The 18815-nt window shown below is 70.9% G+C and carries 18 protein-coding genes; 11 read left to right on the top strand and 7 right to left on the bottom strand.

Features of this window, described 5'->3' with window-relative positions:
- Nucleotides 1-144 precede the first annotated feature (144 nt).
- From ACFY0I_RS30550 to ACFY0I_RS30540, 3 genes are all read left to right on the top strand, one after another.
- Nucleotides 145-1584 (top strand): gamma-aminobutyraldehyde dehydrogenase, encoded by a 1440-nt coding sequence (locus ACFY0I_RS30550; RefSeq protein WP_362875982.1) that lies wholly within the window; start codon nucleotides 145-147, stop codon nucleotides 1582-1584.
- A 115-nt stretch (nucleotides 1585-1699) separates the two neighbouring features.
- Nucleotides 1700-2878, top strand: a complete 1179-nt coding sequence (locus ACFY0I_RS30545) for a PotD/PotF family extracellular solute-binding protein (RefSeq protein ID WP_388901871.1) — start codon at nucleotides 1700-1702, stop codon at nucleotides 2876-2878.
- A gap of 154 nt (nucleotides 2879-3032) precedes the next feature.
- Nucleotides 3033-3593: a hypothetical protein gene (locus tag ACFY0I_RS30540; protein ID WP_388901869.1), complete on the top strand. Its 561-nt coding sequence runs from the start codon at nucleotides 3033-3035 to the stop codon at nucleotides 3591-3593.
- A 17-nt stretch (nucleotides 3594-3610) separates the two neighbouring features.
- On the opposite strand, the gene ACFY0I_RS30535 is transcribed toward ACFY0I_RS30540, so the two are convergent.
- The 5 genes from ACFY0I_RS30535 to ACFY0I_RS30515 all read right to left on the bottom strand — a co-directional run bounded on the left by ACFY0I_RS30535 (nucleotide 3611) and on the right by ACFY0I_RS30515 (nucleotide 8658).
- A complete protein-coding gene (locus tag ACFY0I_RS30535; protein ID WP_388901867.1) occupies nucleotides 3611-4822 on the bottom strand; it encodes a serine hydrolase domain-containing protein in 1212 nt (403 codons plus the stop codon).
- Between the two features lie 148 nt (nucleotides 4823-4970).
- Nucleotides 4971-5696, bottom strand: a complete 726-nt coding sequence (locus ACFY0I_RS30530; RefSeq protein WP_388901865.1) for a response regulator — start codon at nucleotides 5694-5696, stop codon at nucleotides 4971-4973.
- Nucleotides 5693-6901, bottom strand: a complete 1209-nt coding sequence (locus tag ACFY0I_RS30525) for a sensor histidine kinase (RefSeq protein WP_388901863.1) — start codon at nucleotides 6899-6901, stop codon at nucleotides 5693-5695. Before ACFY0I_RS30525 ends, ACFY0I_RS30530 begins: the two co-directional genes overlap by 4 nt.
- Nucleotides 6902-6908: 7 nt before the next feature.
- A complete protein-coding gene (locus ACFY0I_RS30520; RefSeq protein ID WP_388901861.1) occupies nucleotides 6909-7598 on the bottom strand; it encodes a glycerophosphodiester phosphodiesterase in 690 nt (229 codons plus the stop codon).
- Between the two features lie 34 nt (nucleotides 7599-7632).
- Complete coding sequence (locus ACFY0I_RS30515; protein ID WP_388901859.1) at nucleotides 7633-8658, bottom strand: adenosine deaminase; 1026 nt, start codon at nucleotides 8656-8658, stop codon at nucleotides 7633-7635.
- Between the two features lie 109 nt (nucleotides 8659-8767).
- On the opposite strand from ACFY0I_RS30515, the gene ACFY0I_RS30510 reads away from it, so the two are divergent.
- On the top strand, nucleotides 8768-9463 hold the full coding sequence (locus ACFY0I_RS30510) for a DUF4190 domain-containing protein (protein ID WP_388901857.1): 696 nt from the start codon (nucleotides 8768-8770) through the stop codon (nucleotides 9461-9463).
- A 148-nt stretch (nucleotides 9464-9611) separates the two neighbouring features.
- On the opposite strand, the gene ACFY0I_RS30505 is transcribed toward ACFY0I_RS30510, so the two are convergent.
- On the bottom strand, nucleotides 9612-10031 hold the full coding sequence (locus ACFY0I_RS30505) for an NUDIX domain-containing protein (protein WP_388901855.1): 420 nt from the start codon (nucleotides 10029-10031) through the stop codon (nucleotides 9612-9614).
- On the bottom strand, nucleotides 10028-10582 hold the full coding sequence (locus ACFY0I_RS30500) for an NADAR family protein (protein ID WP_388901853.1): 555 nt from the start codon (nucleotides 10580-10582) through the stop codon (nucleotides 10028-10030). Before ACFY0I_RS30500 ends, ACFY0I_RS30505 begins: the two co-directional genes overlap by 4 nt.
- Before the next feature lie 200 nt (nucleotides 10583-10782).
- On the opposite strand from ACFY0I_RS30500, the gene ACFY0I_RS30495 reads away from it, so the two are divergent.
- The 7 genes from ACFY0I_RS30495 to ACFY0I_RS30465 all read left to right on the top strand — a co-directional run bounded on the left by ACFY0I_RS30495 (nucleotide 10783) and on the right by ACFY0I_RS30465 (nucleotide 18758).
- Nucleotides 10783-12297, top strand: coding sequence for a gamma-aminobutyraldehyde dehydrogenase (locus tag ACFY0I_RS30495; protein ID WP_388902000.1), 1515 nt, complete (start codon nucleotides 10783-10785; stop codon nucleotides 12295-12297).
- 49 nt (nucleotides 12298-12346) lie between these two features.
- A complete protein-coding gene (locus ACFY0I_RS30490; protein WP_388901851.1) occupies nucleotides 12347-13597 on the top strand; it encodes a spermidine/putrescine ABC transporter substrate-binding protein in 1251 nt (416 codons plus the stop codon).
- Between the two features lie 80 nt (nucleotides 13598-13677).
- Entirely contained in the window at nucleotides 13678-14838 is a 1161-nt protein-coding gene (locus ACFY0I_RS30485) for an ABC transporter ATP-binding protein (RefSeq protein WP_388901849.1), read from the top strand.
- Nucleotides 14835-15770 (top strand): ABC transporter permease, encoded by a 936-nt coding sequence (locus ACFY0I_RS30480; RefSeq protein WP_388901847.1) that lies wholly within the window; start codon nucleotides 14835-14837, stop codon nucleotides 15768-15770. Before ACFY0I_RS30485 ends, ACFY0I_RS30480 begins: the two co-directional genes overlap by 4 nt.
- Nucleotides 15770-16576 (top strand): ABC transporter permease, encoded by an 807-nt coding sequence (locus ACFY0I_RS30475; protein WP_281207335.1) that lies wholly within the window; start codon nucleotides 15770-15772, stop codon nucleotides 16574-16576. The genes ACFY0I_RS30480 and ACFY0I_RS30475 overlap by 1 nt, the downstream gene beginning before the upstream one ends.
- A 23-nt stretch (nucleotides 16577-16599) precedes the next feature.
- Nucleotides 16600-18018: an NAD(P)/FAD-dependent oxidoreductase gene (locus ACFY0I_RS30470; RefSeq protein ID WP_388901845.1), complete on the top strand. Its 1419-nt coding sequence runs from the start codon at nucleotides 16600-16602 to the stop codon at nucleotides 18016-18018.
- A 251-nt stretch (nucleotides 18019-18269) separates the two neighbouring features.
- Nucleotides 18270-18758 carry a hypothetical protein gene (locus ACFY0I_RS30465; protein ID WP_388901843.1) on the top strand — a complete coding sequence of 163 codons (489 nt, stop codon included), beginning with the start codon at nucleotides 18270-18272 and terminating at the stop codon, nucleotides 18756-18758.
- Nucleotides 18759-18815: the final 57 nt, after the last annotated feature.

The following is an 18815-nucleotide window of genomic DNA, read 5'->3' as shown; positions in this document are numbered from 1 at the left end:
TAGGCGATGAAATCCGTTGTGTGAGGTCTTCGATTACGCGGATTTCGTAGTTCGGTGTGTCTGGCTCTGTCGAAAGCGTCACCCGAGGGGCTAGGCTGGGGATTCGTCTCAATCATTGGACATGTGATCAGGAGAGTGGCTGTAGTGACCACCGAACTGCGTCGTCTGCGCAACTACATCGGCGGGGAGTTCAAGGACGCCGCCGACGGGCGGACCACCGAGGTGGTCAATCCCGCCACCGGCGAGGCGTACGCGACGGCCCCCCTGTCCGGCCAGGCCGATGTGGACGCGGCCATGGCCGCCGCCGCTGCCGCCTTCCCGGGCTGGCGCGACACGACCCCGTCCGAGCGGCAGAAGGCCCTGCTCAAGATCGCGGACGCCTTCGAGGCGCGCGCGGACGAGCTGGTCGCCGCCGAGTCGGAGAACACGGGCAAGCCGCTGGGCCTGACGGCCAGCGAGGAACTGCCGCCGATGGTGGACCAGATCCGCTTCTTCGCCGGCGCCGCCCGCCTGCTCGAAGGCCGTTCCGCCGGCGAGTACATGGACGGGATGACCTCCATCGTCCGCCGCGAGCCGGTCGGCGTCTGCGCGCAGGTCGCGCCGTGGAACTACCCGATGATGATGGCCGTGTGGAAGTTCGCCCCGGCGATCGCCGCGGGCAACACCGTGGTGCTCAAGCCGTCGGACACCACCCCGGCCTCCACCGTCCTGATGGCGGAGATCATCGACTCCGTGCTGCCCAAGGGCGTCTTCAACGTCGTCTGCGGCGACCGCGAGACCGGCAAGGCCATGGTCGAGCACTCCACCCCGGCGATGGCCTCCATCACCGGCTCGGTACGCGCGGGCATGCAGGTCGCCGAGAGCGCGTCCAAGGACGTCAAGCGCGTCCACCTGGAGCTGGGCGGCAAGGCTCCCGTCGTCGTCTTCCAGGACGCCGACCTCGCCAAGGCCGTCGAGGACATCGCGGTCGCCGGCTACTTCAACGCCGGTCAGGACTGCACCGCCGCGACCCGCGTGCTCGTGCACGAGTCGATCCACGACGAGTTCGTGGCCGCGCTCGCCAAGGCCGCCTCCGACACGAAGACCGGTCAGCCGGACGACGAGGACGTGCTCTACGGCCCGCTGAACAACCCGAACCAGCTCAAGCAGGTCGCGGGCTTCATCGAGCGCCTCCCCGCCCACGCCAAGGTCGAGGCGGGCGGCCACCGCGTCGGCGACAAGGGCTACTTCTACGCCCCGACCGTGGTCTCGGGCCTGAAGCAGGACGACGAGATCATCCAGAACGAGGTCTTCGGCCCCGTCATCACCGTCCAGTCCTTCACGGACGAGGCCCAGGCCCTGGACTACGCGAACGGCGTCGAGTTCGCCCTCGCCTCCTCCGTGTGGACCAAGGACCACGGCCGCGCGATGCGGATGTCCAAGAACCTCGACTTCGGCTGCGTGTGGATCAACACCCACATCCCGCTCGTCGCCGAGATGCCCCACGGCGGGTTCAAGAAGTCCGGCTACGGCAAGGACCTCTCCGCCTACGGCTTCGAGGACTACACCCGCATCAAGCACGTCATGACCTCGCTCGACGGCTGATCACGGCACGCCGGTCCGGAGCGGTGATCACACTGATCACCGCAGGGCTCTGAGGGGGCGGGCAGTAGACACCTTGTCTATTGCCCGCCCCTTCGGCGTGTCCGAGGCTGTGCGCATGCCTGAACTCGCCTTCTCCCGCCGCGCGGCGTTGCGCGGCCTCGGTGCCACGGGCCTGCTGGCCGCCCTCACCGGCTGCGGCGTGCCCGCCGCCTACGTCCCCCAGGAGCGGCGCCGGGGCGAGGACGTCTCCGCCCGGGACCGGAGCGTCGCCTTCTCGAACTGGCCCCTCTACATCGACACCGGCGAGGAGGACGAGGAGAGCCGCCCGACGCTGGACGCCTTCTCCGAGCGGACCGGCATCGAGGTCCGGTACACCGAGGAGATCAACGACAACGACGAGTTCTTCGGCAAGATCAGCCCGGCGCTGATGAACCGCCAGGCCACCGGGCACGACCTCGTCGTCGTCAGCGACTGGATGGCCGCCCGCTTCGTCCACCTGGGGTGGGCCCAGGCGATGGACCGCTCGACGCAGGCCAACGTCACCAGGTACCTCGACCCGCAGCTGAGTTCCCCCGCCTTCGACGAGGGTCGACTGCACACCGTCCCCTGGCAGTCGGGCATCACGGGCATCGCGTACAACCGCAAGGCGCTGGGCCGCGAGATCAAGTCGGTGAACGACCTCTGGAAGCCGGACCTGGCGGGCAAGGTGACGCTCTTCTCCGGGCTCGACGAGTCCTTCGCGCTGTTGATGCAGGGCAACGGCGTCGACGTCACGCGGTGGACCGAATCGGACTTCCACCGGATGTGCGACCAGGTCGATGAACTGGTGCGCAGGAAGCACATCCGGCGCTTCACCGGCAACGACTACACCTCCGACCTGAGCAAGGGGGACGTCCTGGCCTGCCAGGCCTACTCCGGTGATGCCATCCAGCTCCAGGCGGACAACCCCGACATCGAGTTCGTGGTTCCCGAGGAGGGCGCGGAGCTCTGGGCGGAGAGCCTGCTCATTCCCAACCTCGCCCGGCACAAGGCCAACGCCGAGGCCCTCGTCGACCACTACTACGACCCGGAGGTGGCGGCGGAGCTGGCCGCTGCCGTCAACTACGTCTGCCCCGTGCCCGCGGCCCGCGAGGTACTGGCCGGCTCCCCGGACAAGGAGACCGCCGAACTCGCCGAGAACCCGCTGATCTTCCCCGACGAGGACATGCGCGAACGCCTCGTCGTGGCCCGGGACATCTCCTCGGTCGAACGTCGGACCCTCGCCCGGCGCTGGAACTCCATCGTCGGCCTGTGAGCCCGACCGGGCCGTCCCGCCGCTGAGCCCCACCCTGCCCATGTGCCCCGCCCTGCCTGTCGGTTCCCCCTGTCATGGCCCCACCTCGCCCCTGAATTGAACGCGTTCACGAGAGTGGCTGAACGTGTTCAATTACGGGAGTAGGGTGGCTTCCATGAGCGAGAGAAGCGCCCTTGAGCGGCGGATCCGTGCCTGGCTTGCCCTGTTCCTCGACTGCCTCGTCCTGAGCGGGCTCACCGCCTTCCCGCTCGTCACCGAGCTCCGGTGGGCCAACGCCCTGGTCTCCAACGAATGGCTCCAGCGCGTCGGTGACGGCCTCATCCGGGCCGATGCCGAGTACCCCTTCCTCCTCTACGGCACCGACTGGCTGGCCTTCGCCCACTTGGTGATCGCCGTCTTCTTCTACGGGGTCCACCGCGACCCCGTACGCAACATCTGGATCGTCGAGGCCGGCATGGTGGCCTGCGCCGGCATCATCCCGCTCGCCCTGATCTGCGCCCCCGTCCGGGGCATCCCCTTCTGGTGGTCGGTCATCGACATGTCGTTCGGCGTCTTCGGGGTGATACCGCTGCTGATCCTGCGCCGCATGATCAAGCGCTTGGAAGCCCTGTCGGTCGGACTCCCGCCCACCGCAACCCTGCCCACCGCAACCTTGCCTCCCGAGACGCTGCCGGCGGCGCTGCCCCCGACGCCGCAGGCGCAGCCCCAGTCGTAACCCCGGTCCTCGACCGGCTACTTGGTGAACGCCGCGTACGCGATGGCCTCGGCGACCTTGTTCATGTCCCGGCCCTTGGCGTCGGTGGAGTTCACCGAGTAGACGAGGGTGCGCGACAGATCACGGGTCCCCCCGATCAACGTGTTGTAGCCGTGCCGGCCGCCCGTCTTGCCCCAGGCCTCCTTGCCGCCCGGCAGGACGAACCGCTTCATGCCGGCCGTCAGTTCCGCGGGCTGCCCGGTCTCGAAGTCCGGCACGGCGGGCACCGTGAACATCTCCTCCAACTGCGCCGTCGGCACCAGACGGCCGCCGAACAGGGCCTTCGTGAACCGCTCCAGGTCCGCCGTGGTCGATATCAGGTCCCCGGCCGCCCACTCCCGGGAGGAGCCCCACACGGAGACGTCGACCAACCTCCGGCCGCCGTCGGGCAGCGGCACCGCCTGGTAGCCCCGGTTGTGCGCACCCGGTATGCGGGTTTGGGTCCTACTCGGCAGCGAAGTGTCCCGCAGGCCCAGGGGCTTGAGGATCCGGGCGGTCACGGCCTGGTCGTAGGACGTGCCGGTCACCCTCTCGATCAGTACGCCCAGGATCGTGTAGTCGATGTTCAGGTAGTGCTGCTTGGTTCCCGGGTCGAACTCCGGGCCCTTGGCCACCGCGTTGGCGATGAGGGCGTGCGGATCCTCCACGTCGAACCGGTGGGCGTACGCCTCCTCGAAGGTGTCGCCCGGGCCGTCGGCGGGGCGGATCCCGCTCGTGTAGTTCAGCAACTGCCGCACGGTGACCGGCTTGAACGATGCCGGCAGCAGGCCCGGCAGGTACTCCTGCACCGTCCCGTCCAGGCGCAGTCGGCCCTCGGCGACCAGCTGGAGCACCACCGCCGAGGTGAAGGTCTTCGTCACCGAACCGGCCCGGAAGCGGCCCTCGGCGATCGCCGGGCGCCCCGTACGGATGTCCGCGACACCGGAGGCGCCCCGCCACTCGCCGCTCGCGCCGCCCACCCGCACCAGGGCGGCCGTCGCCCCCTCGTGCCGTGCTCTGAGGCCCGCGATGGCCTGCGCCAGCGCCGCCGCGTCGGGCGGGGTGGAGAACGTGGGCGGCGCGGGGGTGGCCGCCGGCGCGGCCGAGGACGTCGACGCCGGCGCGGTGGCGGGCGCCGCGACGGCCGGGCCGGACGCGATCCCCATGAGCAGGGCGGCGGCGATCAACGTGGTGCGGGTCGTTGCGTTCATGGTGGTTCCCCCGTGGTGCGGTCCTTGGGGCTCGATGCCCCGATGACCACCATGTTGCTGCTCACGGGGGTGGTTGCGGATCCCCGATGAGAGGGGTCTTCAGCGGTACGACAACTCACCGACGCGGGGGAGTGGACACGCCGCCCCCTCACTCCCGAGAGGGAGAACCCACCGCCCCGAACCCGCCCGCCCCGGAGGCCACCGCCCCGGCCCCCGCCGCTATCAGCCCGGTCTCGTACGCGCAGATCACCGCCTGGATCCGGTCGCGCAGTCCCAGCTTCGCCAGCACGTTGCCCACGTGCGACTTCACGGTGTGCTCGCTCACCACCAGTGCCACCGCGATCTCCGCGTTCGACAGCCCCCGCCCCAGATGCAGCAGGGTCTCCCGTTCCCGGGCCGTCAGCGCCTCCAGCCGCCGTGCGGAAAGCTCCCGAGCGGCCGACGGCCGGGCCGTCGCCGCCGTGTACTCCTCGATCAGCCGCCGCGCCACCGAAGGCGCCAGCAGCGACTCGCCCGCCGCCACCACCCGGACCGCGTGCACCAGGTCGTCCCGTCGGACGTCCTTCAGCAGGAACCCGCTCGCCCCCGCGTGCAGCGCCTCGTACACGTACTCGTCCGAGTCGAAGGTCGTCAGCATCACCGTTCGGCACGTGCTGCTCGCCGTGATGCTCCGGCAGGCCTCGATCCCGTCCAGCACCGGCATCCTGATGTCCAGCAGGGCCACGTCCGGGGCCAGTCGCGCCACGGCCTCCACGGCCGCCGCCCCGTCCCCGACCTCCGCCACGACCTCGATGTCCTCCTGGACGTCCAGGATCATCGCGAAGCCGCTGCGGACCAGTTCCTGGTCGTCGGCCACCACCACACGGATCGTCACGTCCCCACCTCCGGCTGCGACGTTACAAGAGCCACCCGCACCAGGAACCCGGTGCCGCCCGGCCCCGGCCCCGACCAGGCCGTTCCGCCGTGCGCCGCCGCCCGCTCGCGGATGCCGATCAACCCGTGCCCGCCGGACGACCCGGAGCCGGACGACGTCGGCGACCCCGCGCCCGGCGTCGCCCCGCCCGGGCCCCGGCCGTCGTCCGCGACGGTCACCGTCAGCTCCGTCGGGCCGTACTCCAGTCGTACGTCCACCGATGCCGCCCCGGCATGCTTGACCACGTTGGTCAGCGCCTCCTGCACCACCCGGTGCACCGTCGCCTCCAGCGCCGCCGGCAGTTCGCGGACCGTGCCCGTCCGCTCGTACGACACCCTCGGCCCGCTCGCCCGCACCCGGTCCAGCAGGGCGGGCAACGCCCCGATCCCCGGTTGCGGCGCCCGCGGGGCCGACTCGTCCGTGCGCAACACGCCCAACATGGTCCGCAGCTGCGCCATCGCGTCCCGGCCCGTCTCCGCGATCGCCTCGAAGGCCGCCTCGGCGCGGGCCGGAGCGCGGCGCACCGCGACCGGACCCGCCTCGGCCTGCACGATCATGATGCTGACCGCGTGCGAGAGGATGTCGTGCATCTCCCGTGCGATGCGCGCCCGTTCGCGCGCCGCCGCCTGCTCCGCCTCGATCCGGTTCGCACGCTCCAGTTGTTCCGCCCGGTCCTCGACGGCGGCCGTGTACGCCTGACGGGTGTGCCTCGATCGGCCCAGCGCGTACGCGGAGCCGCCCACGAACAGGGTGAAGACCAACTCGCGGGCCGTCCCGGTGTTCCAGTACACGGCGAGGCAGGACGCCACCACGACGGCCGCGGACACCGCCAGCCTGGTCCGCCGCGGGCAGCACACGGCCACGGTGTAGAAGGCGACCAGCGGACCGTAGGGCAGTGGTTGCCCCGGCCCGTCCATCCCCAGGTTGTAGCCGAAGCCGACGGCGCAGATGACCGCCAGGACCGTCACCGGAGCCCGCCGCCGCCAGATCAGCGGCAGCAGGCCGGCCGTCGTGAACGCGTACGCCACCCAGCTCTTGGGCGACCCGCCCGGCTGGTCCGGCAGTACGAACGGCATGCTGGAGACCAACTGCACCAGCAGGGTCAGTCCGAGGTCCTGCCACCGGGGATCGGCGCGCCGGACCCGGTCAGTCAGCCCGCGTATCACCCGGGCGTCAACGGCCGAGGCCGGCGCGCACGGCCGCCAGCGCGTCCAGCCGGTTGGTGGTGATCGAGTCCACGCCGGCCGCCACGAGCGCCCGCATCGACCGCTTGGTGTCCGGGGTCCACGCCGAGACGAGCAAACCGTCCCGGTGCAGGGCCTGTGTCAGGGCCCGGTCGACCAGCCCGAACCGGTAGTTGAGCCAGCGCGGGGCCACCGCGTCGATCAGCACCCGGCGCGGCGGCGACAGCGTCGTCCAGGTCAACGCGATCTCCGCACCCGGATCGGCGGCGCGCACCGCCAACATGGTGTCGGGCCCCGCGCAGTAGTACGTCCGCTCGCCCGCCCCGCACTCGCGCACCAGGCCGACGACCGCGCGCACGGCCTCGGTCGAGGCGCCGGGCAGGTCGATCATCAACCGGCCGGCCCCGGCCGCCATCAGGGCGTCCCGCAGGGTCGGGACCCTGCCCTCCGTCAGCTCCTTGAGTTGCGGGGCCGTGACGTCGTCGAGCCGTACGTCGTGGCCCCACAGCCGCAGGAGGGTGTCGTCGTGGAGCAGGACGGGTACCCCGTCGCGGGTGAGCCGTACGTCGACCTCCACCGCGTCCGCCCCCAGCGCGAAGGCGGAGCGGACGGAGGCGAGGGTGTTCTCACGGAAACGGTAGGGGTCGCCGCGGTGCCCGACGGCAGTGAGGGTGCTCATGCCCCCATTCTCGGGGCAGCCGAGGGCAGTTGGGTCAGCGCGCGAGCCAAGCCGCGGTGTACGTGTCGATCTCGGCGCTCAGCTTCGCCTTGCCGGCCGCGTCCAGGAACGAGGCCTCCACGGCGTTCTTCGCGAGCTGTGCCAGGCCGAGCTCGTCGAGGTCCAGGAGGCGGGCGGCCACCGCGTACTCGTTGTTGAGGTCGGATCCGAACATCGGCGGGTCGTCGCTGTTGATGGTGACGAGCACGCCCGCGGCCACCATCTCCTTGACCGGGTGCGCGTCGAGGTCGGTCACGGCGCGGGTGGCGATGTTGGACGTCGGGCAGACCTCCAGCGCGATGCGGTGCTCGGCGAGGTAGGCCAGCAGCTCCGGGTCCTGGGTGGAGGTGGTGCCGTGGCCGATGCGCTCGGCGCCCAGCTCGTGGATGGCGTCCCAGACGGTCTGCGGTCCGGTGGTCTCGCCGGCGTGCGGCACGCTGTGCAGTCCGGCGGCGCGGGCCCGGTCGAAGTACGGCTTGAACTGCGGGCGCGGGACGCCGATCTCGGGGCCGCCCAGTCCGAAGGACACCAGGCCCTCGGGGCGCAGTTCGACGGCGAGGCGGGTGGTCTCGGCGGCCGCCTCCAGTCCGGCCTCGCCGGGGATGTCGAAGCACCAGCGCAGGATGACGCCGAGCTCGGACTCGGCCGCCTTGCGGGCGTCCTCGATGGCCTCCATGAAGGCCTTCTCCTCGATGCCGCGGCGGGTGGAGGAGTACGGGGTGATGGTCAGTTCGGCGTACCGGATGTTCTGCCGGGCCATGTCACGCGCCACCTCGTACGTCAGCAGCCGTACGTCCTCCGGGGTACGGACCAGGTCGACGACCGACAGGTAGACGTCGATGAAGTGGGCGAAGTCGGTGAAGGTGAAGTAGTCGGCGAGCGCCTCGGGATCGGTCGGGACCTTCGAGTCGGGGTGGCGGGAGGCGAGTTCGGCCACGATGCGCGGGGAGGCCGAGCCGACGTGGTGGACGTGCAGTTCGGCCTTGGGCAGCCCGGCGATGAAGGGGTGCAGGTCGGGCATGGATGCCTCCGTATGGACGCGGGTGCGGTCAGGTCGGCTTCATCGTAGGCAGCGCCGGGGGGTGTCGGCGTCAGCGCCTAGCATGGCTGTACGAGAAGGGGGGCGCCGCATGACCGACCAGAGCCCAGAACCGAGGGATCCGTGGGCGCCGCCCGAGCAGCGGGCGGCGTACCCCGGCAACGCGCCGGCGAGCCCGGGCGGACCGCCGGTGGCGCCGGTGCACGAGCAGGTGACCATGACCGGGATACCCGGCGCGCCCGGCCCCTCCGGCTACGCCTCGCCCGCGCCGTACGGGTCGCCGACGACACCGATGCCCGCCGCGTCCGGCCCCGGGGCGACACCGGCCTACGGGTACCCGGCGCAGCCGGATCCCGCGGGCCGGGGGTACCCCGCCGCGCCGGGGTACGGGTACCCCGAGTACCCGGCGCCCGCGGCCGGCGGGTACGCGTACTCGGGGCAACCGGCGTACGCGTACCCGCCCCAGGCACCGCCGGCGAGCAGCGGCATGGCCGTGACCGCGCTGGTGCTCGGCATCCTGTCCGTGGTCGCCTGCGTGACGATGGTGGGCTCGATCGCCCTGGGCATCGCCGCGGTGGTCTTCGGCGCGCTGGGCTGGGGCAGGGCGAGCCGCGGCCAGGCCGGCGGTGGCGGCATGGCCATGGCCGGCGTCATCCTGGGCTCCGTGGGCATCGTGCTGGGCCTGGTGATGACCCTGCTGGTCGTGTTCGACGCCACCGACGACGGTTCCGACGGGTACGACGGCGGCGACCCGCCCTCGGTCTCGGACGTCCGCGAGCGCGTCTGATCCCGCGCCCGTCCGACCCCTTGCGCGTCTGTCCCCGTGCGCGTCTGCCCCCTTGCGCGTCCAACCCCGCGCCCGTCCGACCTCGTCGCGCCTGCCACCCCGTGCGCGGACGCGCGCCCGGCCCGTTCCCGACGGCCCCGGTGCGGGGTCAGTCCGGGACGGCCGACAGCAGGGTCGCCACCATGTAGGGCCCGTCCGGCGCGCTCCGCGCCAGGGGTACCCAGCTGAGCCCGACCATCCGGGGGCAGGGGCACTCCAGGTCGGGGTCCACGCCGAGCCGGGGCTCCCCGGGCGCCACCGTGACCCGGAAGCAGACGGTCCACCCCGAGGGGTAGGGCGCCTCGTACGCCCACCGCACCTCCAGGGCGCGCAGGCCGGTCTCCTCGGCGACCTCCCGGCGCACGGCCGCCACCAGGTCCTCGCCGGGCTCCACGCCGCCGCCGGGCAGGGTCCAGTACTCGGGTCCGTCGTGCAGACCGGACGGCCCCCTGCCGCGCTCGCGGACCATCAGGACGCACCCGTCCCGGATGATGACGGCGGCGACCCGTTGCCGCTCCGGCCCCGTCACGCGGCGCCCGCGCGCAGCCGTTCCCGGGCTTCCATCAGGGCGAAGCCCAACAGGTTCAGCCCGCGCCAGCGGGCCGGGTCCAGCGCCCGCTCGTCGTCGGCGGCGAGTCCGACGCCCCAGATCCGGTCCATCGGGCTCGCCTCGACCAGCACCCGGGTGCCGGTGCCCAGCAGGTAGGAGCGCAGGGCCGGGTCCGAGGCGAACTTGTGGACGCTGCCCTCGACGACCAGCGCGAACCGCTCCCGCACCCACACCGCGTCGTCGAACCCGCGCACCAGCCGCCCGGCCGCCTTCGCCTGCGCGGGGCTCCCGGCCTCCAGCGCGGCGCGCTCCGCCTCCGGGTCCTCGAACAGCCGAGCCTTGCCCGCCATCATCCAGTGTTCGGCCGTGGCGTACCGGACGTCACCCACAGTGAAGGTGGACGGCCACCACTGGCTCAGGCAGCTCGGCCCCAGCTGTCCGTCCGGCCGCGCCCGGTGCCCCCAGAACGGCAGGTACTTGACCTTCTCACCGCGCCTGACCTGCTCGATCAACTTGTCGACCATCTCCATGCACGCGAGTCTGACAGTCACCACGGACACTTCGTACGGGATTTCGGGCGTGCCTCGACACATGGTCGACCGATTCCGTCGCGTAATCAAAAGGCAACAACGGAATCCCTTGGCGGAGGGGAACACCTCTGCCAGGATCGGCACTCAATTCGAGCTGTAGCTACGGTTCGAGCTGTAGCTACGGAGAGCGTGAGAGCGTGATGGGTAACCGCTTCCAGGTCAAGGACCGCTTCGCAGACGGCGCGCAGTACATCGACGGGCAGCTCAGGCCCGGTACCTCGGGCCGCTCGCACACCATCATCGATCCCGCCACCGGTGAGGACGTCCTCACGTACGAACTCGCCGGCACGGCGGACGTCGACGCGGCCGTCGACGCCGCCAAGCGCGCCTTCCCCGGGTGGTCGGGCGCCACCCCGGGCGAGCGGTCGGACGCCCTGCACCGGCTGGCCGCCGTGCTGGCCGCGCAGGCGGAGGACTTCGCCCGCGCGGAGTCCCTCCAGTGCGGCAAGCCGCTCAAACTGTCCACGGAGTTCGACGTACCGGGGACCATCGACAACACCGCCTTCTTCGCGGGCGCCGCCCGCCACCTCCAGGGCCAGGCGGCCGCCGAGTACTCGGGCGACCACACCTCGTACGTGCGCCGCGAGGCCATCGGCGTCGTGGGCTCCATCGCCCCTTGGAACTATCCGCTCCAGATGGCCGCCTGGAAGATCCTCCCGGCCATCGCCGCGGGCAACACCATCGTCCTGAAGCCCGCCGAGCTGACCCCGCTGACCTCCCTGATGTTCGCCCAGGCGGCGAAGGAGGCGGGCCTGCCCGACGGTGTGATCAACATCGTCACCGGGGCCGGCCGGGACGCGGGCGAGCACCTGGTCGCCCACCCCGACGTGGTCATGACCTCCTTCACCGGCTCCACCGCCGTCGGCAAGCGGGTCGCGGAGATCGCCACCGCCACCGTCAAGCGCCTCCACCTGGAGCTCGGCGGCAAGGCGCCCTTCCTCGTCTTCGACGACGCCGACCTGGAGGCCGCCGCGCACGGCGCGGTCGCCGCCTCGCTCATCAACACCGGCCAGGACTGCACCGCGGCCACCCGCGCCTACGTCCAGCGCCCGCTGCACGACGCCTTCGTCGCCCGGGTCGCCGAGCTGATGGAGACCGTCCGCCTGGGCGACCCCTTCGCGCCGGGCACCGACCTCGGCCCGCTCGTCTCGCACGCCCAGCGCGACCGGGTCGCCGCCTTCGTGGAGCGGGCCCGCGCGTACGCCACCGTCGTCACCGGCGGCGAGATCCCGACGGGCGAGCTCGCCGACGGCGCGTACTACCGGCCGACGCTGATCGCCGACGCCGCGCAGGACAGCGAGGTCGTCCAGTCCGAGATCTTCGGCCCGGTCCTGGTCGTGCTGCCCTTCGACACCGACGACGAGGGCCTCGACCTGGCCAACGACACCCCGTACGGGCTCGCCGCGTCCGCCTGGACCCGCGACCTGTACCGGGCGAACCGGGCCACCCGCGAGATGAAGGCGGGCTGCGTCTGGGTCAACGACCACATCCCGATCATCAGCGAGATGCCGCACGGAGGCTACAAGGCGAGCGGCTTCGGCAAGGACATGAGCTCGTACTCCTTCGAGGAGTACACGCAGGTCAAGCACGTGATGTACGACAACACCGCGGTCGCCGCGAAGGACTGGCACCGCACGATCTTCGGGGACCGATAGCCGAGTACCGCCCGACCGGCGGCACACCCATCCCGAAAGGGCAACGCGCATGGAGCAGTTCGAGCCCGACCGTCTCTCGGCGGCGCAACTCGCCGCGATGCGACGCAGTCTGACCAGCGGGCGCGGCGCCCTCACCCGCCGCTCCCTGCTGCGCGCGTCCGGAGTCGGCGCGCTCACCCTCGCAGGCCTGTCCGCCCTCACCGCCTGCGGGATCCCGCCCGCCAAGCGGGAGGGCGACGCGGCGCAGGCCTCCGACGACCGCTCGGCGCAGGAGAAGGAGCTGAACTTCTCCAACTGGACCGAGTACATGGACACCAGCGACGACGAGAAGTCCCGTCCGACGCTGGAGGAGTTCACCAAGCGCACCGGAATCAAGGTCAAGTACACCGAGGACATCAACGACAACGTCGAGTTCTTCGGCAAGGTCCGCCCGCAGCTGGCCGCGGGCCAGGACACCGGCCGCGACCTGATCGTCGTCACCGACTGGCTCGCCGCCCGCATCATCCGGCTCGGCTGGGCGCAGAAGCTCGACCCCGCGAACCTGCCCCACGCCTACGCCAACCTGATCCCGCAGTTCCGCAGCCCCGACTGGGACCCGGGCCGCTCCTACAGCTACCCCTGGACCGGCATCGACACCGTCATCGCCTACAACTCCAAGGCCACCGACGGAAGGGCGGTCGACTCGGTCACGCAGATGCTGGACGACCCCACCCTCAAGGGTCGCGTCGGCTTCCTCACCGAGATGCGCGACAGCGTCGGCATGACCCTCCTCGACCAGGGCAAGGACCCGGCGAAGTTCACCACCGCCGACTTCGACGGGGCGATAGGCCGGCTCCAGAAGGGCGTGGACACCAAGCAGATCCGCCGCTTCACCGGCAACGACTACACCGCCGACCTCGACAAGGGCGACCTCGCCGCCTGCCTCGCCTGGGCGGGCGACGTCATCCAGCTCCAGGCCGGCAACCCGGACATCAAGTACGCCATCCCCGCGCCCGGTTACATCACCTCCAGCGACAACCTGCTGGTCCCCGCGAAGGCCCGGCACAAGGCCAACGCCGAGAAGCTCATCGACTTCTACTACGAGCCCCCGATCGCCGCCCAGCTCGCCGCCTTCATCAGCTACGTCTGCCCGGTCGAAGGCGTCAAGGAAGAGCTCGCCAAGATCGATCCCGCGCTCGCGGACAACCCGCTGATCGTCCCGGACAAAGCGATGGCCGCCAAGGCCCACGCCTTCCGCTCCCTGACGAGCGAGGAAGAGACCGCGTACGAGGAGAAGTTCGCCAAGCTCATCGGCGCCTGACGGATCCGCCTCCCGCACGGCGCCCCCCTGCCGCACCGTGCCTCCCGCCCCTTCCGACACACCACCGAAGGCCCAGGCCCATGACTGACAAGACCGCGAGCGGGGACGTCCGCCTCGCCGGTATCAGCAAGCACTACGGATCCTTCACCGCAGTGCACCCGCTGGACCTCACCATCCCCCAGGGCTCCTTCTTCGCCCTGCTCGGCGCCTCGGGCTGCGGGAAGACCACCACCCTGCGCATGATCGCCGGCCTGGAGGAACCCTCCACCGGCACGGTCAGCCTCGGCGACCGCGAGGTCACGCACCTGCCGCCGTACAAGCGCCCGGTCAACACCGTCTTCCAGAGCTACGCGCTGTTCCCGCACCTCAACATCTTCGAGAACGTCGCGTTCGGGCTGCGCCGCCGGGGCGTCAAGTCCGTCAAGAAGCAGGTCGACGACATGCTGGAGCTGGTCCAGCTCGGCCAGTTCGCGCAGCGCAAGCCCCACCAGCTGTCCGGTGGCCAGCAGCAGCGCGTCGCCGTCGGGCGGGCCCTCATCAACCACCCGCAGGTCCTGCTGCTCGACGAGCCGCTCGGCGCCCTCGACCTCAAGCTGCGCCGCCAGATGCAGTTGGAGCTCAAGCGCATCCAGACCGAGGTCGGCATCACCTTCGTCCACGTCACGCACGACCAGGAGGAGGCCATGACCATGGCCGACACGGTCGCCGTGATGAACGGCGGCCGCGTCGAGCAGTTGGGCGCCCCCGCCGACCTCTACGAGAACCCGCGGACCACCTTCGTCGCCAACTTCCTCGGCACCTCCAACCTCATCGAGGCGCAAGTGCTGGAGGCGGGCGCCGCGGACGTCACCCTCAGCTCGGCCGGCACCCGCCTCAAAGTGCCCGCCGCGCGATGTTCGACCACGCCCCGCACGGGCGGAAAACTCCTGGTCGGCGTGCGCCCGGAGAAGATCTCCCTGGTCCACGCGGACGAGGCGCACACCATCGCCGCGGGCCGCAACACCATCGCCGGGCGCATCGCGGACTCCTCCTTCATCGGAGTCTCCACCCAGTACGTCATCGACAGCCCGGTCTGCCCGGAACTGGAGGTGTACGCGCAGAACATCGAACGCGACGCCCGCCTGGTCCCCGGCGCCGAGGTCGTCCTGCACTGGAACCCGGAGCACACCTTCGGACTGGACGCGGCCCAGTCCATGCTCGCGGGGACGATGGGCGTCGAGACCGTCGAGGAGAGCGCGTGAGCGCCACCACCGCGCCGCCCCAGGCGCCCGCCCCGGCCGCGCCGGAGCCGGCGGTGCACAAGCCCTCGCTGCGCAAGCGACTGATCCCGTACTGGCTGCTGCTCCCCGGCATCCTGTGGCTGCTCGTCTTCTTCGTGCTGCCGATGGTCTACCAGGCCTCCACCTCGGTGCAGACCGGCTCCCTCGAAGAGGGCTTCAAGGTCACCTGGCACTTCAGCACGTACTGGGACGCCTTCACCGAGTACTACCCGCAGTTCCTGCGCTCCCTGCTCTACGCGGGCACCGCGACCGCGCTGTGCCTGCTGCTCGGGTACCCGCTGGCCTACCTGATCGCCTTCAAGGCCGGACGCTGGCGGGGACTCCTGCTGGTGCTCGTCATCGCTCCGTTCTTCACCAGCTTCCTGATCCGCACCCTGGCCTGGAAGACGATCCTGGCCGACGGCGGCCCGGTGGTGGGCGTCCTCAACAGCATCGGTTTCCTCGACGTCACCAGTTGGCTCGGCATGACCGAGGGAGACCGGGTCCTCGCCACCCCGCTCGCGGTGGTCTGCGGTCTGACGTACAACTTCCTGCCGTTCATGATCCTGCCGCTCTACACCTCGCTGGAGCGCATCGACACCCGCCTCCACGAGGCCGCCGGCGACCTGTACGCCCGCCCGGCCACGGTGTTCCGCAAGGTGACCTTCCCGCTGTCGATGCCCGGCGTCGTCTCCGGCACCCTGCTGACCTTCATCCCGGCGAGCGGCGACTACGTGAACGCCGAACTGCTCGGCTCCACGGACACCCGGATGATCGGCAACGTCATCCAGTCGCAGTACCTGCGGATCCTCGACTACCCCACAGCGGCCGCGCTGTCCTTCATCCTCATGGCCATCGTGCTGATCATGGTCACCGTCTACATCCGCCGAGCGGGAACGGAGGACCTGGTCTGATGAACAAGCCCCTGGCCTGGCTGCGCCGCCATCTCGTCGTCATCGCGGGACTGTGCACGCTGTCCTACCTGATCCTGCCGAACCTCGTCGTCACGCTGTTCTCCTTCAACAACCCCACCGGGCGGTTCAACTACTCCTGGCAGGAGTTCTCGCTCGACGCCTGGAAGGACCCCTGCGGGGTCGCCGACCTGTGCGGCTCGCTGGCCCTGTCCCTCCAGATCGCGCTGTGGGCCACCATCGGCGCGACCGTCCTCGGCACCGCCATAGCCTTCGCGCTCGTGCGCTACCGGTTCCGGGCGCGCGGCGCGGTCAACTCGCTGATCTTCCTGCCGATGGCCATGCCGGAGATCGTGATGGCGGCCTCGCTGCTCGCGCTCTTCCTCAACATGGGCATCCGCCTGGGCTTCTGGACCATCCTGATCGCCCACGTCATGTTCTGCCTCAGCTTCGTCGTCGCCGCGGTCAAGGCGCGCGTGCTGTCGATGGACCCGCGCCTGGAGGAAGCCGCGCGCGACCTCTACGCGGGTCCGGTGCAGACGTTCCTGCGGGTCACCCTGCCCATCGCGGCCCCGGGCATCGCGGCGGGTGCGCTGCTCTCCTTCGCGCTCTCGTTCGACGACTTCATCATCACCAACTTCAACTCGGGCAACACCGTCACCTTCCCCATGTTCGTCTGGGGATCGGCCCAGCGCGGTACGCCCGTGCAGATCAACGTCATCGGCACGGCGATGTTCGTCATCGCGGTGCTGGTGGTCCTCGCCGGCCAGATGGTCGGCAACCGCCGCAAGAAGGCGCAACCGAAGTAGACCCCTGTAGGGAGTTGGAAGACATGGCCCCAGTCGCCATGCGTAGTGTCGCGAATTCTCTTTCCGAAGCGAAGCCCGTCTCGTACTGGCTGGACGACCCCGGCAAGCCCGCCCCGCAGCCCGCCCTGACCTCCGACGAGCGCTGCGACCTGCTCGTCATCGGCGGCGGCTACAGCGGCCTGTGGACCGCGCTGCTCGCCAAGGAGCGCGACCCGGGCCGGGACGTCGTCCTGATCGAGAGCAAGGAGGCGGGCTGGGCCGCCTCCGGGCGCAACGGGGGCTTCTGCGCCGCCTCCCTCACGCACGGCTTCGCCAACGGGCTGGCCCGCTGGCCCGACGACCTCGCGAAGCTGGAGGAGCTGGGCGCCCGCAACCTCGACGCCATCGAGGAGGCCGTCGCCCGCTACGGCATCGACTGCGACTTCGAGCGCACCGGCGAGATCGACGTGGCGACCGAACCGCACCAGGTCGAGGAACTGCGCGAGCTCCACGAGGAGGCCCTCGGCCTCGGCCTCGGTGACGGCTCCACGTGGCTGGAAGGCGACGCCCTGCGGGCCGAGGTCAACTCGCCGACCTTCCTCGCCGGCCTGTGGGACCGCGACGGCGTCGCCATGCTCAACCCGGCGAAGCTGGCCTGGGGCCTCAAGCGGGCCTGCCTGGACCTGGGCGTACGGATCTACGAGAACACCCCCGGCCTGAAGCTGGCCCCGGCCGGGGCAGCGATGACCGTACGCACCCCGTACGGGGTGATCCTCGCGCGCCGGGTCGCGCTCGGCACCAACATCTTCCCGTCGCTGGTCAAGCGGATCCGGCCGTTCACGGTCCCGGTGTACGACTACGCGCTGATGACCGAGCCCCTGACGCCGGAGCAGCTCGACGCCATCGGCTGGCGGAACCGGCAGGGGCTGGGGGACAGCGCCAACCAGTTCCACTACTTCCGGATCACCCGGGACCACCGGATCCTGTGGGGCGGCTACGACGCGATCTACCCCTACCGGGGCAAGCTCGACTCCGAGTACGACCACCGCCCCGAGACCTACCTCAAGCTCGCGGAGCACTTCTTCACCGCCTTCCCGCAGTTGGAAGGGGTGAAATTCAGCCACGCCTGGGGCGGCGCCATCGACACCTGCTCGCGGTTCTCCGCCTTCTTCGGCACCGCGCACTCCGGCAAGGTCGCCTACGCGGCCGGCTACACCGGACTGGGCGTGGGCGCCACCCGCTTCGGCGCGGACGTGATGCTCGACCTGCTGGACGGCGTCCCCACCGAGCGCACCCGGCTGGAGATGGTGCGCTCCAAGCCGATGCCGTTCCCGCCCGAGCCGTTCGCCTGGACCGGGATCACCCTCACGAAGTGGTCGCTGGCCCGCGCGGACGCCAAGGGCGGGCACCGCAACCTCTGGCTCAAGGCGATGGACCGCCTGGGACTCGGCTTCGACAGCTGACCGGCGGCGGGCCCGCCCGTCGTCGATCGTCCCGGTGGCGATGGGCGGACGGGCGAAGGACGGATGAGGAGTGATCGACGGGTGACGGGTGATCAACGGATGAACCGACCGCCGTGCGCCGGGCGCACGCGCGATCACCGTGTGACCCGCTTCACTACCACCGAGTAGCGCAACCCGCGTCATACCCGGGCCCGGCCCCGCTCTCTCCCGGTGAGAACCCCTCACCGCACGAGACGAACGGAGGCCGGGCGATGACGCTCGCGGGGATCAAGACGGCAGTGGAATGGCTGGTATCGGTGGCGCCGGATCCCGATGCCTGCCGCTGGGAGTGGGAGCGCAACCCCCTCGGGGTCACCCTCCTCCCGGCCGGCCGGAGCTGGGACGTGCTCATCCTCCCGGGGGAGCTGGGGCGGGCCGCGCTGGACGTCCTGCGCCGGCTGCCCGGCGGACCGGGGCCGGTACTGGCCGACTTCGGGGATTCCCGGGTGGGCTTCTTCGTACCCCCGGGGACGGCCTCGCGCTGGCTCGGCACCGGCGTACGGGGAGCCGGGCCCGGCACCTGGATCGTGGTCCCGTACCCCGGCCGGGCGACCGGCGGCGTCCGCTGGCTGGTGGTCCCGGACGGCAGCGGAACCCTCACCGACCCGGCCGTCCTGGAACTCGCCATGCACGAGGCCGCGGCGATCGCCGCGGCCTCGGCCGCCGGCGGTCCGCGGGAGGGGGAGGGACGGAAGCCTTGACAAGCACATTGGTCTGGACCATCTTGGGCGCCGCTGACCCCCTCCATCCCCCCATGC

Source organism: Streptomyces sp. NPDC001568 (assembly GCF_042893755.1).
Lineage (GTDB): Bacteria > Actinomycetota > Actinomycetes > Streptomycetales > Streptomycetaceae > Streptomyces.
Note: the sequence above shows the minus strand (reverse complement) of the source record. Positions and strands in the feature narration are given on the sequence as shown.

Bases quoted from the DNA above. Each gene is read 5' to 3' on its own strand.
- ACFY0I_RS30545 (WP_388901871.1), top strand. From the start codon at position 1,700: ATGCCTGAACTCGCCTTCTCCCGCCGCGCGGCGTTGCGCGGCCTCGGT.
- ACFY0I_RS30540 (WP_388901869.1), top strand. From the start codon at position 3,033: ATGAGCGAGAGAAGCGCCCTTGAGCGGCGGATCCGTGCCTGGCTTGCC.
- ACFY0I_RS30535 (WP_388901867.1), bottom strand. From the start codon at position 4,822: ATGAACGCAACGACCCGCACCACGTTGATCGCCGCCGCCCTGCTCATG.
- ACFY0I_RS30520 (WP_388901861.1), bottom strand. From the start codon at position 7,598: ATGAGCACCCTCACTGCCGTCGGGCACCGCGGCGACCCCTACCGTTTC.
- ACFY0I_RS30515 (WP_388901859.1), bottom strand. From the start codon at position 8,658: ATGCCCGACCTGCACCCCTTCATCGCCGGGCTGCCCAAGGCCGAACTG.
- ACFY0I_RS30510 (WP_388901857.1), top strand. From the start codon at position 8,768: ATGACCGACCAGAGCCCAGAACCGAGGGATCCGTGGGCGCCGCCCGAG.
- ACFY0I_RS30500 (WP_388901853.1), bottom strand. From the start codon at position 10,582: ATGGAGATGGTCGACAAGTTGATCGAGCAGGTCAGGCGCGGTGAGAAG.
- ACFY0I_RS30495 (WP_388902000.1), top strand. From the start codon at position 10,783: ATGGGTAACCGCTTCCAGGTCAAGGACCGCTTCGCAGACGGCGCGCAG.
- ACFY0I_RS30490 (WP_388901851.1), top strand. From the start codon at position 12,347: ATGGAGCAGTTCGAGCCCGACCGTCTCTCGGCGGCGCAACTCGCCGCG.
- ACFY0I_RS30485 (WP_388901849.1), top strand. From the start codon at position 13,678: ATGACTGACAAGACCGCGAGCGGGGACGTCCGCCTCGCCGGTATCAGC.
- ACFY0I_RS30475 (WP_281207335.1), top strand. From the start codon at position 15,770: ATGAACAAGCCCCTGGCCTGGCTGCGCCGCCATCTCGTCGTCATCGCG.
- ACFY0I_RS30470 (WP_388901845.1), top strand. From the start codon at position 16,600: ATGGCCCCAGTCGCCATGCGTAGTGTCGCGAATTCTCTTTCCGAAGCG.
- ACFY0I_RS30465 (WP_388901843.1), top strand. From the start codon at position 18,270: ATGACGCTCGCGGGGATCAAGACGGCAGTGGAATGGCTGGTATCGGTG.